We start from the raw sequence: 14,279 nt of genomic DNA on the forward strand, positions 1-14,279 counted from the left end.
GGGGGCCGCTGCGCCTGCGGTCTGGCAAAGCCAGTCCCGCGGCCCCGGCTGATGAAGATAGGGGCCCCGCGGTCGCTCACTGCATGTAGCTCTCTGTCTCACCGAGGGGGCCGCTGCGCCTGCGGTCTGGCAAAGCCAGTCCCGCGGCCCCGGCTGGTGAAGATAGGGGCCCCGCGGTCGCTCACTGCATGTAGCTCTCTGCCTCACCGAGGGGGCCGCTGCGCCTGCGGTCTGGCAAAGCCAGTCCCGCGGCCCCGGCTGATGAAGATAGGGGCCCCACGTTCGCCCACTGCGTGTGGCCCTCTGCCCCACCGAGGGGGCGTTGCGCCTGCGCCCCTGGTTTGCATTTTTTGCTCACTGCAACGGCCCGGCGGAAAAACATCACTGACGTTTTTTCGCCGCAAAGGGCTTCAAACCACCGCTTTGCCAGGGGGTTTGAGCCCGCTGCCAGCCGCGCCAGGCCCAAGCTTGGCTACAATCGGCACCATGTGTAAAAACCCCGCACCCATCCGCTGCACCGCCGCTTCGCGCGCGGGAAGCAGAGCGCCGGTTTTTGCCCAGATCACCAAAACGACCACCATTAAAGGCTGACAAGCCCGGTTCGTCGTGCCCGCCGGCTCGATGAGCCGGGTCAAAAAGCCGTTTTTTCGTACTTTTTGAAGGGCAATTCCATGAAACTCAAAGGCAATCTCACAGGACTCGTCGGCTGGCGCGGCATGGTCGGCTCGGTGCTGATCGACCGGATGCAGGCCGAAGGCGACTTCGACCTGATCGAGCCGGTTTTCTTTTCCACCTCCAATGCCGGCGGCAAGGCCCCCGCCCAGGCAAAGAACGAAACCACGCTCAAGAATGCCTTTGACATCGAGGCGCTCAAGAAATGCGACGTCATCATCACCGCGCAAGGCGGCGACTACACCTCCGAGGTGTTCCCCAAGCTCCGCGCTGCGGGCTGGACGGGCCACTGGATTGACGCGGCCTCCACGCTGCGCATGAACGATGACGCCGTGATCATCCTGGATCCGGTCAACCTGCCCGTCATCCAGAACGCGCTAGCCAAGGGCGGCAACAACTGGATCGGCGGCAACTGCACGGTCAGCTGCATGCTGATGGGCGTGGGTGCACTGTACAAGGCCGGGCTCGTCGAATGGATGACCAGCATGACCTACCAGGCCGCTTCCGGCGGCGGCGCGCAGCACATGCGCGAGCTGCTGACCCAGTTCGGCACGCTCAACAGCGACGTCAAGGCTCTGCTGGACGACCCGAAATCCGCCATCCTGGAAATCGACCGCCGCGTGCTGGCCAAGCAGCAGTCGCTGAGTGCCGGCGAAACCGCCAACTTCGGCGTCCCGCTGGGCGGCTCGCTCATCCCCTGGATCGACAAGGACCTGGGCGACGGCATGAGCAAGGAAGAATGGAAGGGCGGCGCCGAGACCAACAAAATCCTGGGCCAGGGCGCCGCCTTTGGCACGGCCGAAACGCCGGTCGACGGCTTCTGCGTGCGCATTGGCGCCATGCGCTGCCACAGCCAGGCCCTGACCTTCAAGCTGAAAAAGGACGTCCCGCTGGCCGACATCGAAGCCATGATCGCCGTCGACAATGACTGGGTCAAAGTCGTGCCCAACACGCGCGAGGCGTCGATCAAGGACCTGACGCCGGTAGCCGTGACCGGCACCATGCAGATCCCCGTCGGGCGTCTGCGCAAGCTGGCCATGGGCCCGGACTACCTGGGCGCCTTCACCGTCGGCGACCAGCTGCTCTGGGGGGCTGCCGAGCCGTTGCGCCGCATGCTGCGCATCCTGCTGCAGGCTTGAACGCAGGCACGGACGGGCGGCCTGGAGGCACCCCGTCCGTCCGTAACCACTTGTCACAGGTCGTTGTCGTCAGACAACATCTGAAACTTGTAAGTTGATGCTAACTCGCCGTGTCAAAACTTAAGTGGTGTCTTAGCTTGTCAGCCTAATGCCTTGATGTTATGGTTGTTTTTCGAAAATTCGCATTGAGGTTTTTGTGCGCCTAAGCAGAATAAAGTTACATGCAAACCCAGCAATCGAGGATCAAAAACCCATGAATCATCGTGGTCGTTGGCGTATTGGTGCTCTGGCGAGCGCTATTGCATTGCTGGGTAGCCTGGCAAGTCTGGAAGCACATGCCCTGGCGTTGGGCCGAATAACGGTTCAATCGGCGCTGGGGGAACCCCTTCGCGCAGAAATCGACATTGCAGACATCACTGCAGACGAGGCCTCCAGCCTAAAGGCCGGCGTCGCATCTGCCGACACCTTCAAGGCAGCGGGGCTTGAGTACACCGCCGCGCTGTCGGGCCTGCAGATTAACCTGCAACGCCGCACCGATGGCCGGGCTTATTTGCGCCTGACCAGCAGCCGACCCGTGAACGAGCCCTTTGTCGACCTGATTCTGGAAGCCAGCTGGGCATCCGGGCGGATCACCCGCGACTACACCATGCTGTTTGACCCGCCCAACCTGCGGTCCGCAGGCCCGGCTGTAGCGCCAACCGCGCCCCAATTGTCACGGCCAGTCCCGCCCACCGCCGCAGCGCCAGCCAGGACGGCGACGCCTGCACCTTCCACACCGCCAGCCCCACCCGTGGCCAAAGCCGCGCCGGCTGACAAGGCCCCCGCGAGCGACAAACAGCTCACGGTCAAGACCGGAGACACCGCAGGGCGAATCGCAGCGGAGAACAAGCCGGCCAGCGTGTCGCTGGACCAGATGCTGGTGGCCTTGCTCAGGAGCAATCCAAACGCATTTATTGGCGGCAACGTCAACCGGCTCAAATCCGGCGCCGTGCTGGAAATGCCCAGCGACGAAGCTGCCAGCGCCATCCCTCCCCGCGAAGCCACGCAAACCATCGTGGCCCAAAGCAGGGATTTCAATAACTTCCGGCGCAAGCTCGCCGAAAGCGTGCCAGCCGCTCAGGTGGCCAGCGCGGACCGGCAGGCTGGCGGAAAAGTGCAGGCCAAGGTCGAGGATCGCACCCCGGCAAACACCACCCCCGACAAGTTGACGCTGTCCAAAGGTGCGGTTCAGGGCAAAGCAGCAACCGAAGACAAGATTGCCAAAGACAGGCAAGCCCAGGATGCCTCTGCCCGCGTGGCGGAGCTGTCAAAAAACATCAGCGATCTCAACAAGCTGGGTGTTGCCCCCGCTCCGGTGGCAACCGCCAGCGCCGCCAAGGCGCCCGGCGTCGCCTTACCCGCACCGTCGGGCCTTGCGGCACCGGCACCTGCACCTGTGCCCCCTGCGGCTGCAGCGGCCAATTCAGCCCAGCCTGGCACCGCCGGCAGCCCCGTATCAACACCAGCGGCTCCAGCCTCTGCAGCCATCGCGGTCCCGGCCATCCCCGCTGCCAGTGCAGCCGCGGCGGCGCCTATCGCCCCGGCCTCTGCAGCCGATGCATCGCCCCCGGTCGCCGCAGCTGTCCCCCCCAAGAAACCCGTGGTGGTCGCTCCTCCACCCCCGGAACCCAGTCTGATGGACGGTTTGCTGGAGAACCCGCTGACCCTGCCGCTGGCCGGTGGCTTGCTGGCCCTGCTGGCCGGTTTCGGTTTTTACCGCTACCGCCAGCGCAGCAACCCGGCGCAGGTGGACAGTTCCTTCCTCGAGAGCCGCCTGCAGCCCGACTCCTTTTTCGGCGCCAGCGGTGGCCAGCGCATCGATACCAACGAGGGAAACGCCACAGGCTCGTCCCTCGTTTACTCGCCCAGCCAGCTCGATGCCGCCGGCGATGTGGACCCGGTGGCCGAGGCCGATGTCTACCTGGCCTATGGGCGCGACTTGCAGGCTGAGGAAATCCTCAAGGAAGCCATGCGCACCAGCCCGACCCGCGTGGCCATCCATGCCAAACTGATGGAAATTTATGCCAAGCGTCGCGACACCAAGGCCTTCGAGGCGGTGGCGGTCGAGGCCTTTAACCTGACGCAGGGCAGTGGCCCGGACTGGGCGTATATCAGCGAAATGGGCCGTGAACTCGACCCGGCCAACCCGATGTACCAGCCCGGTGGACAACCCGTGGCCGCGGGCAAGGGCGGCGGCGCAGCCGCTTTCAGTGCGGCCTCCGCCACAGTCGCCAGAAATGCCCCGCCAGCGCATGCCGCCCCCGTGGCGCCAGTGGTGGATGTCGACCTCGATCTGGATTTCTCGCTGGGCGATGCGGAAGACGCGGCGACCATCCCCGTCGCCCCGCCCACCCCGCCCGTGCGATCAGCGCCCCCTCGGCCGCCTGAGCCGCCTGTCGCCGCGAAACCCGCACCGGCACCGGCCCTGGCTGACCTGGACATGGATTTCGGCAGCGCGACCGTCTCGCTGCCCGAGATAGCGACCCCTGCACCGGCATCAAAGCCTGCTGCAGCACCGGCCATCGAAATGGATTTCCCCTCCGCAGGGCTGAACTTCACACCCGAGCCCACTGCCTCATCGAAGCCGGTCCTGGCCACCAGGGCCGCCACCGCACCTGCGCCGGCGTCCTCCGACAGTGGCATGCTGGAGTTTGACCTCGGCTCACTGTCGCTGGACCTGGACGACGGCCCTGCAACTGAAAGCCCGGTGCATGCCCAAGCAGCCACGTCCAGCGACCCGCTGGAAACCAAATTCCAGCTGGCTGAAGAATTCCGTTCCCTGGGCGACCCGGACGGCGCAAGGTCTCTGGCCGAAGAAGTGCTGGCAGAAGCCAAAGGGCCGCTGAAGGTCAAAGCGCAGGCGTTCCTCAACGCCCTCGCGTGATTCCGGGGTGGTATTGCAAGCCGGCCTGAACGCCGCGCGTTCACTGGCCGTGAAGGTTTCCCCGTGAGGATTGCGCTCGGTATCAGCTACAGCGGCAGCGCTTATGAAGGCTGGCAAAGCCAGCTTTCAGGCAATACGGTACAGGACAAACTGGAATCGGCATTGGCCAGGTTTGCCGCTCAGCCCGTGCGCACCCTGTGCGCCGGCCGCACCGATGCCGGCGTTCACGGGCTGATGCAGGTCGTGCACTTTGACACCGTCCTGCACCGTGACATGGGGTCATGGGTACGCGGCACCAACGCCTTTTTGCCTTCCGACATCGCGGTGCAGTGGGCGCGCGAAGTTCCCGATACGTTTCATTGCCGGGGCAGTGCCATTGCACGCCGCTACGCCTACGTGGTGCTGGAATCACCCGTGCGACCCAGCGTGGAGGCCGGACGTGTCGGCTGGGTCTACCGGCCGCTGGACGGTGCAGCGATGCGGCAGGCCATCACGCACCTGGTTGGCGAACATGACTTCAGCTCCTTTCGGGCGGCGCAATGCCAGGCCAAATCGCCCGTCAAAACCATCAACCGGATCGAAATTTCGGAGCGTGCCGGTACCGGTTCAAAGTACTGGCACTTCGAGTTCGAAGCCAACGCCTTTTTGCACCACATGATCCGCAACATCATGGGCTGCCTGGTCGCCATAGGTCAAGGCAGCCATGAGCCTGGCTGGCTGCTGGACGTGATGGCCGCACGCAGCCGGGATGCCGCCGCCCCCACCTTTTCACCCAACGGCCTCTATTTCCTGGGGCCAGTCTATGAAGACCACTATGGCCTGCCAAATCGCACGGCGGCTTATGATTGGTTGCCATGACGCTCCCCCCCGTTGCTCCCCCACTCCGTGTGGGTCGCCTCCCCCCTCAAGGGGGTAACACCAGCGGCCCGGCAAAGCCGGTTCCGCGGTGTTCCTGGACTGTGCAGCGCCACTGTCATAAGCAGCGGGTGTCGCTTCGCGCCATGGAGGCCTCGGCATGAAAACGCAAAATACCCCGCCTCCCACCCGTACCCGCATCAAGATCTGCGGCCTGACGCGGGAAGAAGATGTGGATGCGGCTGTGGCCGCCGGCGCGGATGCGGTCGGTTTTGTCATGTACGAGCCCAGCCCGCGTTATGTGACGGCAGAGCGGGCCGCAGAACTGGCCAGGCGCTTGCCGCCCTTTGTCACGCCGGTGCTGCTCTTCGTCAACGCTCCCCTTGCAAAAATCAGGGCTGCCTGCGCCCATATTCCCTCGGCTTTGCTGCAATTTCATGGTGATGAAACGCCTGAAATCTGCCTGCAGGCGGGCCGGCCTTTCATGCGCGCGGCCCGTATCCCCCTGGGTGGACATACCGCCGCAGACCCCGGCGGAAGCGAGGGGCGCTTCGATCTCGTAAAATACGCGGAAGACTTTAAAGCAGCCCAGGCCATCTTGCTCGACGCTCATGTCGAAGGCTATGGCGGCGGCGGGAAAACATTCAATTGGTCACTTCTTCCTCCAAGCGTCAGCGCTCACCTCGTTTTGTCTGGTGGATTGACGCCTGCAAATGTGACCGATGGCATTTTGCAAGTCAGGCCGCGCTGTAAAACGCTGGCCGTTGATGTGAGCTCAGGCGTCGAGGTTTCGAAAGGAATCAAGAGCGCCGACAAAATCAACCAATTTGTCGCAGCCGTACGCGCTGCCGACGAGCAACTTGCGAAGACCCAAACCCATCATGTTCGACTACCACCAACCTGACCCGACCGGCCATTTCGGCATTTACGGCGGCAGTTTCGTTTCCGAGACACTGACCCACGCGATCAATGAGCTGAAAGACGCCTACGCGAAGTACCAGAACGACCCGGAATTCCTGGCCGAATTCCATTCAGAGCTGGCCCACTTCGTGGGCCGTCCCTCTCCCATTTACCATGCGGCCCGCATGAGCCGCGAACAGGGCGGTGCGCAGATCTACCTGAAGCGCGAAGACCTGAACCATACCGGCGCGCACAAGATCAACAACACCATCGGCCAGGCCATGCTGGCCCGCCGCATGGGCAAGACGCGCATCATTGCTGAAACCGGCGCCGGCCAGCACGGCGTGGCAACCGCCACCATCTGCGCGCGTTATGGCCTGGAATGCGTGGTCTACATGGGCAGCGAAGACGTCAAGCGCCAGAGCCCCAATGTCTACCGCATGAAGCTGCTGGGCGCCACGGTGGTTCCGGTTGAAAGCGGCAGCAAGACGCTGAAAGATGCACTCAACGAGGCCATGCGCGACTGGGTCGCCAATGTGGACAACACCTTCTACATCATCGGCACCGTGGCGGGGCCGCACCCCTACCCCATGATGGTCCGCGACTTCCAGAGCGTGATCGGTACCGAATGCCTGGCGCAAATGCCGGAATTCATCGGTAACCGCCAGCCCGATGCGGTGATTGCCTGCGTCGGTGGGGGCAGCAATGCCATGGGCATTTTCTACCCCTATATTGCGCATGAAGAAACCCGCCTGATCGGCGTGGAAGCGGCCGGCGAGGGCCTGGAGAGCGGCAAGCACTCCGCATCGCTGCAGCGCGGCCTGCCCGGCGTGCTGCACGGCAACCGTACCTATGTCCTGCAAAACGACGATGGCCAGGTGACCGAGACGCACAGCATCAGCGCCGGACTCGACTACCCCGGCGTGGGGCCCGAGCATGCCTTCCTGAAGGACATTGGCCGCGCCGAATATGTGGGCATCACGGACACCGAAGCGCTGGAAGCCTTCCATTACCTGTGCCGTACCGAGGGCATCATTGCCGCGCTGGAGTCCAGCCACGCCGTGGCCTACGCGATGAAACTTGCCAAAACCATGCGCAGCGACCAGAGCATCCTGGTCAACCTGTCGGGCCGGGGCGACAAGGACATCGGCACGGTGGCCGACCTCTCGGGCGCAGACTTTTATGACCGGCCGTCGATGCGCGGCCTGGCCGTCAAGGGCGGCGAACAACCAAAGGAATTTTCCGACGGGCCGCCCCTAGGAAAATTAGCCCCCTCGGGGGGCAGCGCAGTACGCGAAGCGACAAGCGTGGGGGCCAGGAAATGAGCCGCATTGCTTCTACCTTTTCCGCGCTGAAAAGCCAGGGCCGCAAGGCCCTGATTCCCTACGTCACCGCAGGCTTCCCCTTCGCCGATATCACGCCTGAGCTGATGCACAGCATGGTGGCCGGCGGCGCCGATGTGATTGAGCTGGGCGTGCCTTTCTCGGACCCGAGCGCCGACGGCCCGGTGATCCAGAAAGCCGGAGAAAAAGCCCTGGCCCTCGGCATCGGCCTGGCCCAGGTGCTGGAGATGGTGCGTGTCTTCCGTCAAAAGGACGGCACCACGCCGGTGGTCCTGATGGGCTATGCCAACCCGGTGGAGCGCTACGACATCAAGCACGGCGGCAGCGCAACGGAAAGCGCCTTTATCCGCGACGCCGCACAAGCGGGTGTGGATGGTGTGCTGATCGTCGACTACCCGCCCGAGGAGTGCGTGGAATTTGCCGCTCGCCTGCGCGCCCACAACATGGACCTGATATTTTTGCTGGCGCCCACTTCTACCTCCGCGCGCATGGCGCAGGTTGCCGAAGTCGCCAGCGGTTATGTGTACTATGTTTCGCTCAAGGGCGTGACCGGGGCCGGTACGCTGGATGTCGATGCCGTGGAGGCCATGCTGCCGCGCATCCGCCAGCACGTGAAGGTGCCTGTCGGCGTGGGTTTTGGCATTCGCGACGCAGCGACCGCCAAAGCCATCGGCAAGGTGGCGGATGCGGTCGTGATCGGCAGCAAGATCATCCAGTTGATCGAAAACCAGCCGCGAGACAAGGTTGCGACCGTGGCCCGCGACTTTCTGAAAGAAATCCGTGCGGCTCTGGACTGATTTTCAGCCATCCAAAGCCGGCGCATAATTGCGCTTTTCGCGCGGCGACAGCCGCTGCGACGGCGAACGCGCTTGACGCAGAAGCATCTCAACAAGGACTGACGACATGTCTTGGTTAGAAAAACTACTCCCTCCGAAGATCAGCCCAACCGACCCGACCGAGCGCCGCAGCGTGCCCGAAGGCCTGTGGATCAAATGTCCCAGCTGCGAGGCCGTGCTGTACAAGACCGATCTGGAAAAGAACCAGAACGTCTGCCCGCAATGCAGCCACCACCACCGCATTGGCGCGCGCGCCCGGCTGGATGCCTTTCTCGACGCCGAAGGCCGCTATGAGCTGGGCCAGGAAGTGCTGCCAGTCGATGCGCTCAAGTTCAAGGACAGCCGAAAATACCCCGAGCGCCTGAAAGAGGCGCTGGAAAACACCGGCGAAACCGATGCGCTCATCGTGATGGGCGGCGCCGTGCACAGCATTGGTGTCGTGGTGGCCTGCTTTGAATTCGACTTCATGGGCGGCAGCATGGGCAGCGTGGTCGGTGAGCGCTTTGTGCGCGGCGTGCACGCAGCCATCGAGCAGAAAGTGCCCTTCATCTGCTTCACCGCCACTGGTGGCGCGCGCATGCAGGAGGGCCTGTTGAGCCTGATGCAGATGGCCAAGACCAATGCGGCACTGACCCGCCTGGCCAAAAAAGGCCTGCCTTACGTGAGCGTGCTGACCGACCCGACAATGGGCGGCGTGAGCGCCGGCTTTGCCTTTGTCGGCGACATCGTGATTGCCGAGCCGAAGGCGCTGATCGGTTTTGCCGGCCCGCGTGTCATCGAGTCCACCGTGCGTGTGACCCTGCCAGAGGGCTTTCAACGCGCCGAGTTCCTGCAGACCAAAGGGGCCGTCGACTTTATTTGCGACCGGCGCGAATTGCGCAAGACGGTGGCGAGCTCGCTGGCCATGCTGCTCCGGCAGCCGGCCGACGCTGTCAGCTGAACCCGGGGATTCGCCCCGCAGCCCGCTCCACGCCTCCTGTGGCAAGCCTGCACACGCACGCACAAGCACCACGCAATAGCCCGCATCCGGTCAGGCACATCCAGCAGCAGCAAAGTGCGGGGCACGAAGGGCGTGGGATGATGTGCCTAGCTGTAACTTGACGCATGACGCCATGTCCGAAGCCCTGACCCTGACCTCCCTGCCGCTATTTCCACTGGGCACGGTCCTCTATCCCGGCGGCCTGCTGCCCCTGCGGATTTTTGAAGTCCGCTACCTCGACATGATCGGCAAGTGCCACAAGGCGGGCGCGCCTTTTGGCGTAGTCTCGCTGACCGAGGGCTCGGAGGTACGCCGGCCTGGCCATGCGGAACCCAGCGGGGACGGCTTTGCCCATGAGGCGTTCAGCACCGTGGGCACCCTGGCCACGATCACCGAATTTGCAGCCCCGCAAGCCGGCTTGATGGTCATCCGGTGCATCGGGACCCAGCGTTTTACAATTTCCAGCAGCGAAAAAATGAAACATGGCTTGTGGATCGCCAATGTCACGCGCCAGGACGACGATATTGCCGTGAAGATTCCGGAGGACCTGCAGGACACGGCCGACGCGCTTGGCAAGCTGATCCAGACCCTGCAGTCGCGCGGCGTGCCCGCCGGACAAATGCCCGTGCTGGCGCCCTACAGGCTCCAGGACTGCGGCTGGGTGGCCAATCGCTGGTGCGAATTGCTGCCAATCCCGCTGGAACTCAAGCAGCGCCTGATGGAGCTGGACAACCCGCTGCTCAGGCTGGAACTGGTGGGTGACATCCTGGGTCGAACCGGCATCGCCCTCTGACGCCTCCTCCGGCGCTCCGCCTTCTGCGCCGTATTGGGGTATTGGCGTCCAAACCGGGAAATTCCGCCGGTTCCAGACTCCCAACCCGGAAAACAGCCGCTTAAAAACCTAAAATCATGGGTTCGGCGCCTTTCGGCCATTTTGAAATGGCGCAGCGCCCTGCACTTTCGACCTTTTTCCGGAACACCCACCCCTATGTCCATCCACCCCGCTTTGCCCGCAGCCGACAATGCGATTCCCACCCCGCCAGACGACAACCAGCTGATGGTCGAGCGGCGCGAAAAGCTCAAGGCCCTGCGCAGCGCCGGCGTCGCTTTTCCGAATGACGTCCGACCCGAGCACCGGGCCGAGGCACTGTTTGCGCAGTACGACAGCAAGACCAAGGAAGAGCTGGGACCTTTGGCCGTGAAGGTGAGCGTCGCCGGCCGCATGATGCTCAAGCGGGTGATGGGAAAAGCCAGCTTTGCCACCCTGCAGGACGCTTCGTTTGGTCCGTCGGGTGGGCGCATCCAGGTGTACATCAACAACGAGGGCGTGGGCGAAGAAGTTCACAACGCCTTCAAGCATTGGGACCTGGGCGACATCGTCGCGGCCACCGGTACGCTGTTCAAGACCAAGACCGGCGAGCTGTCGATTCATGCCACCAGTATCCGGCTGGTCACCAAAAGCCTGCGCCCCCTGCCCGACAAATTCCACGGCATGGCCGACCAGGAAGTCAAATACCGCCAGCGCTATGTGGACCTGATCATGGACGAGTCCGCCCGCAAGCGCTTCATGGCGCGCAGCAAGGCGGTGAGTGGCCTTCGCGAATTCATGGTGGCCCATGATTTCCTCGAGGTGGAAACTCCCATGCTGCATCCGATTCCGGGTGGCGCCAATGCCAGGCCGTTCAAGACGCATCACAACGCGCTGGACCAGGAAATGTTCCTGCGTATCGCGCCCGAGCTTTACCTGAAACGCCTGATCGTTGGCGGCTTTGAACGTGTGTTCGAGATCAACCGCAGCTACCGCAACGAAGGCATCAGCGTGCGGCACAACCCCGAGTTCACCATGATGGAGTTCTACGCGGCCTGGTGGAATTATTCGGACCTGATGACCTTCACCGAAGCCCTGATTCGGGACGCGGCCCAGAAGGTGACGGGCTCCCTGCAATTGAGCTATGGCGGCAAGGCGGTTGACCTGAGCCAGCCCTTTGAGCGTCTCACCATTCGCGAAGCCATTCTGAAGCACACCGAAGCCGGCGAGCACGTTGACGACATGGTGTGGCTGACCAACGCCCTGAAGAAACTCGGTGCAACCGAAGCCAAGGACCGCTTGTCCACACGCTCGCTGGCCAGCCTGCAGGTCCTGTATTTTGAGGAAACGGTCGAGGAAAAACTCTGGCAGCCAACCTTCATCATGGAGCACCCGACCGAAATCTCGCCGCTGGCGCGCGCCAACGATGCGCGCCCCGAGGTCACGGAACGCTTTGAGCTCTACATCACCGGCCGCGAATTCGGCAATGGTTTTTCCGAGCTGAACGATGCCGAGGAGCAGGCGGCCCGCTTCAACGCGCAGGTGGCTGCCAAGGACGACGGCGACGACGAAGCCATGTTCTACGACCATGACTTCATCCGCGCCCTCGAATACGGCATGCCGCCGACCGGCGGCTGCGGCGTGGGCATAGACCGGCTGATGATGCTACTGACCGACAGCCCCAGCATTCGCGATGTGATCTTGTTCCCCGCGCTACGCCGCGAAGCGTAAGCGCGCCGCAGGGGCGCGCCTGCGCAGGCAACACGCCGGACAGGCCGGACCCGGTTCAGCCCTTGCGCTTTTTGAGCTTGTGCAGGTAGTTGTCCAGAACAGAGCGGATTTTGTGGCGCACGGTCTTGCGTGCTGCGGGTGCAGGCGCGGGGGCCTGTACTGGTGCCGATACCTTGACGGCACCCGTTGATACTGGAGGCAAGGTTGCCGGCTTGCCGCGCTCGCTGGCCTCTACGGCTTGCGGGCGTTCCGGGTGCGCCGGCTGCCCATTCGCATTCGTCACCGGCATGCGCAAATCATCAAGATAATCCCGCGCAATGTTCACACTGTCCTTCACGCCCAGCGCCGGGTAGTGCTTGTCCAGCCACTCCTTGCCGCACCGGACGCCCAGGTCACGCAGACCGTGAATCAGGCTGGCCTCGGTCGATGACTTGGTCGAGGCCGTGAACCGCTCAAGCGCCTCGCCACCGTCCACCCGGTGCATCAGCACATTCTTGTAATGCCCCGGATCGAGCTTGCCTTCGGCCAGCAGGCGCTTGACGAAATCAATGGCACGCATCTCGGCAATCAACCCGGCATTGAAGGTGATTTCATTGATGCGGTCCATGATCTCGTTCGCGTTGGTCGGCAGCGACTCGCGCTTGATGGGATTGATCTGCACCAGCACGATATCGCGGCTGTTGCAGTGGTAAATCAGTGGATGGATCGCAGGATTACCCGAATAACCACCGTCCCAGAAATGACTGCCTTCAATCTCCACCGCCTGGAACACCATCGGCAGGCAGGCCGATGCCATCACGGCACTGGCCGTCAGGCGTTTGCCTGAAAACACCTCGGCCTTGCCGCTGCTGACGCGCGTGGCCACCACAAATACCTTGGGCGTACCGGGGTCACGGGCAGCCGCCAGCCGTTCGAAATCGACCTGGCCTTCCAGGAATTTCCTGAGGGGGTTGATGTCAAAGGGGTTGCTCTGGTAAGGCGACAGCGTATTGGCCCAGTAGCGGGTCATGGCATCGGTCCATAACCTGGACGGTCCCGCAGACGTCCCCATCGTCATGTGGCCGAACAGGATGTCAAACGGAGCGCGCTGCATTTTGGACATCGATGACGACAGCGCGCCCATGTTGACGATGCCGTTCCAGAAGCTGGCCAGCGCTTCGCGTGCTGCGTCATGCTGCTGCACTCTGGATTTTCCCTCGGCACCGGCAAAACCATGCGCCAGCGCCACCGCATTCATGGCCCCTGCGCTGGTGCCGCTCATTCCCTCGATATCGATGCGCCCGTCTTCGAGCAGCGCGTCGAGCACGCCCCATGTGAAGGCGCCGTGCGAGCCACCGCCCTGCAAAGCCAGGTTGACGCGACAGGGTGCAATGGTTGTGACGTTGTTCATGGGCCAAGGTTAGCAAAAAATGGTGTCAGCGCCCGCCACACGCGTCTTGGCAGCCACACGACTAAAATCAGGAGGCTTCCCCCGCATCCGGGAAACACCTGCGCTTTCCGGGCTGTCAGGCATCCGGCTTCCTGTCGGCAAACGTCGTTGGCCATCAAATCAATAGCAAATGAATCCTGTCGGCCATCCGATGAAATACCTCTCGGGCTACCCTGACAGCCTCAAAGCCCAGGTACAGCAACTCTTGGCACAAGACCGTCTGGGCGACATGCTGCTCACGAAGTACCCACGGGCGCACGACGTACGCACCGACAAGGCCTTGTACGACTACGTGATGGACCTCAAAAACACGTTTTTACGCAATGCCGAGCCGCTCAGCAAAGTGGCTTTTGACAGCAAGCTGCACGTGATTGCCCACGCGCTGGGGACGCACACGGCCATCTCAAGGGTTCAGGGCAGCAAGCTCAAGGCCAAACGTGAAATACGCGTGGCCACGCTATTCAAGGAAGTGCCTGCGGAGTTCCTGAAGATGATTGCGGTGCACGAGCTGGCCCACATCAAGGAAAAGGCGCACGACAAAGCCTTCTATCAGCTCTGCACCTATATGGAGCCGCAGTACCACCAGTACGAATTTGATTTGCGGGTTTATCTCACGCACGTTGACGTGGCGGGCAAGCTGGACTGGCCAGCGGCCTAGCTGATA

12 protein-coding genes are annotated in these 14,279 nt (G+C 62.8%); 10 read left to right on the forward strand and 2 right to left on the reverse strand.

What is annotated here, in order from left to right:
* Positions 1-410: 410 nt before the first annotated feature.
* Positions 411-635, reverse strand: a complete 225-nt coding sequence (locus tag BPRO_RS29705; RefSeq protein WP_157045827.1) for a hypothetical protein — start codon at positions 633-635, stop codon at positions 411-413.
* Positions 636-671: 36 nt separating this feature from the next.
* On the opposite strand from BPRO_RS29705, the gene asd reads away from it, so the two are divergent.
* The 9 genes from asd to lysS all read left to right on the forward strand — a co-directional run bounded on the left by asd (position 672) and on the right by lysS (position 12,186).
* The gene (gene asd / locus BPRO_RS18025; protein ID WP_011484511.1) at positions 672-1,811 is read left to right on the forward strand and encodes an aspartate-semialdehyde dehydrogenase; all 1,140 of its coding nucleotides are present in this window, start codon (positions 672-674) and stop codon (positions 1,809-1,811) included.
* Between the two features lie 253 nt (positions 1,812-2,064).
* Positions 2,065-4,734 carry a FimV/HubP family polar landmark protein gene (locus BPRO_RS18030; RefSeq protein ID WP_011484512.1) on the forward strand — a complete coding sequence of 890 codons (2,670 nt, stop codon included), beginning with the start codon at positions 2,065-2,067 and terminating at the stop codon, positions 4,732-4,734.
* A 63-nt stretch (positions 4,735-4,797) separates the two neighbouring features.
* The gene (gene truA / locus BPRO_RS18035) at positions 4,798-5,592 is read left to right on the forward strand and encodes a tRNA pseudouridine(38-40) synthase TruA (RefSeq protein ID WP_011484513.1); all 795 of its coding nucleotides are present in this window, start codon (positions 4,798-4,800) and stop codon (positions 5,590-5,592) included.
* A 157-nt stretch (positions 5,593-5,749) separates the two neighbouring features.
* Positions 5,750-6,493: a phosphoribosylanthranilate isomerase gene (locus BPRO_RS18040; RefSeq protein ID WP_011484514.1), complete on the forward strand. Its 744-nt coding sequence runs from the start codon at positions 5,750-5,752 to the stop codon at positions 6,491-6,493.
* The gene (gene trpB, locus BPRO_RS18045; RefSeq protein WP_011484515.1) at positions 6,471-7,814 is read left to right on the forward strand and encodes a tryptophan synthase subunit beta; all 1,344 of its coding nucleotides are present in this window, start codon (positions 6,471-6,473) and stop codon (positions 7,812-7,814) included. Before BPRO_RS18040 ends, trpB begins: the two co-directional genes overlap by 23 nt.
* Positions 7,811-8,629: a tryptophan synthase subunit alpha gene (trpA, locus tag BPRO_RS18050; protein ID WP_011484516.1), complete on the forward strand. Its 819-nt coding sequence runs from the start codon at positions 7,811-7,813 to the stop codon at positions 8,627-8,629. The genes trpB and trpA overlap by 4 nt, the downstream gene beginning before the upstream one ends.
* Positions 8,630-8,735: 106 nt before the next feature.
* Positions 8,736-9,608: an acetyl-CoA carboxylase, carboxyltransferase subunit beta gene (gene accD / locus BPRO_RS18055; protein WP_011484517.1), complete on the forward strand. Its 873-nt coding sequence runs from the start codon at positions 8,736-8,738 to the stop codon at positions 9,606-9,608.
* Positions 9,609-9,780: 172 nt separating this feature from the next.
* Entirely contained in the window at positions 9,781-10,440 is a 660-nt protein-coding gene (locus tag BPRO_RS18060) for an LON peptidase substrate-binding domain-containing protein (protein ID WP_041388927.1), read from the forward strand.
* Between the two features lie 195 nt (positions 10,441-10,635).
* Positions 10,636-12,186 (forward strand): lysine--tRNA ligase, encoded by a 1,551-nt coding sequence (lysS, locus tag BPRO_RS18065; protein ID WP_011484519.1) that lies wholly within the window; start codon positions 10,636-10,638, stop codon positions 12,184-12,186.
* Between the two features lie 55 nt (positions 12,187-12,241).
* On the opposite strand, the gene BPRO_RS18070 is transcribed toward lysS, so the two are convergent.
* On the reverse strand, positions 12,242-13,576 hold the full coding sequence (locus BPRO_RS18070; RefSeq protein WP_011484520.1) for a patatin-like phospholipase family protein: 1,335 nt from the start codon (positions 13,574-13,576) through the stop codon (positions 12,242-12,244).
* Between the two features lie 169 nt (positions 13,577-13,745).
* Between BPRO_RS18070 and BPRO_RS18075 the strand changes: the two genes are divergently transcribed.
* The gene (locus BPRO_RS18075; RefSeq protein WP_011484521.1) at positions 13,746-14,273 is read left to right on the forward strand and encodes a YgjP-like metallopeptidase domain-containing protein; all 528 of its coding nucleotides are present in this window, start codon (positions 13,746-13,748) and stop codon (positions 14,271-14,273) included.
* Positions 14,274-14,279: the final 6 nt, after the last annotated feature.

It is taken from the genome of Polaromonas sp. JS666, assembly GCF_000013865.1.
Lineage (GTDB): Bacteria > Pseudomonadota > Gammaproteobacteria > Burkholderiales > Burkholderiaceae_C > Polaromonas.

Bases quoted from the DNA above. Each gene is read 5' to 3' on its own strand.
- trpA (WP_011484516.1), top strand. From the start codon at position 7,811: ATGAGCCGCATTGCTTCTACCTTTTCCGCGCTGAAAAGCCAGGGCCGC.
- trpB (WP_011484515.1), top strand. From the start codon at position 6,471: ATGTTCGACTACCACCAACCTGACCCGACCGGCCATTTCGGCATTTAC.
- accD (WP_011484517.1), top strand. From the start codon at position 8,736: ATGTCTTGGTTAGAAAAACTACTCCCTCCGAAGATCAGCCCAACCGAC.
- BPRO_RS18040 (WP_011484514.1), top strand. From the start codon at position 5,750: ATGAAAACGCAAAATACCCCGCCTCCCACCCGTACCCGCATCAAGATC.
- BPRO_RS18030 (WP_011484512.1), top strand. From the start codon at position 2,065: ATGAATCATCGTGGTCGTTGGCGTATTGGTGCTCTGGCGAGCGCTATT.
- asd (WP_011484511.1), top strand. From the start codon at position 672: ATGAAACTCAAAGGCAATCTCACAGGACTCGTCGGCTGGCGCGGCATG.
- BPRO_RS18075 (WP_011484521.1), top strand. From the start codon at position 13,746: ATGAATCCTGTCGGCCATCCGATGAAATACCTCTCGGGCTACCCTGAC.
- lysS (WP_011484519.1), top strand. From the start codon at position 10,636: ATGTCCATCCACCCCGCTTTGCCCGCAGCCGACAATGCGATTCCCACC.
- BPRO_RS18060 (WP_041388927.1), top strand. From the start codon at position 9,781: ATGTCCGAAGCCCTGACCCTGACCTCCCTGCCGCTATTTCCACTGGGC.
- BPRO_RS18070 (WP_011484520.1), bottom strand. From the start codon at position 13,576: ATGAACAACGTCACAACCATTGCACCCTGTCGCGTCAACCTGGCTTTG.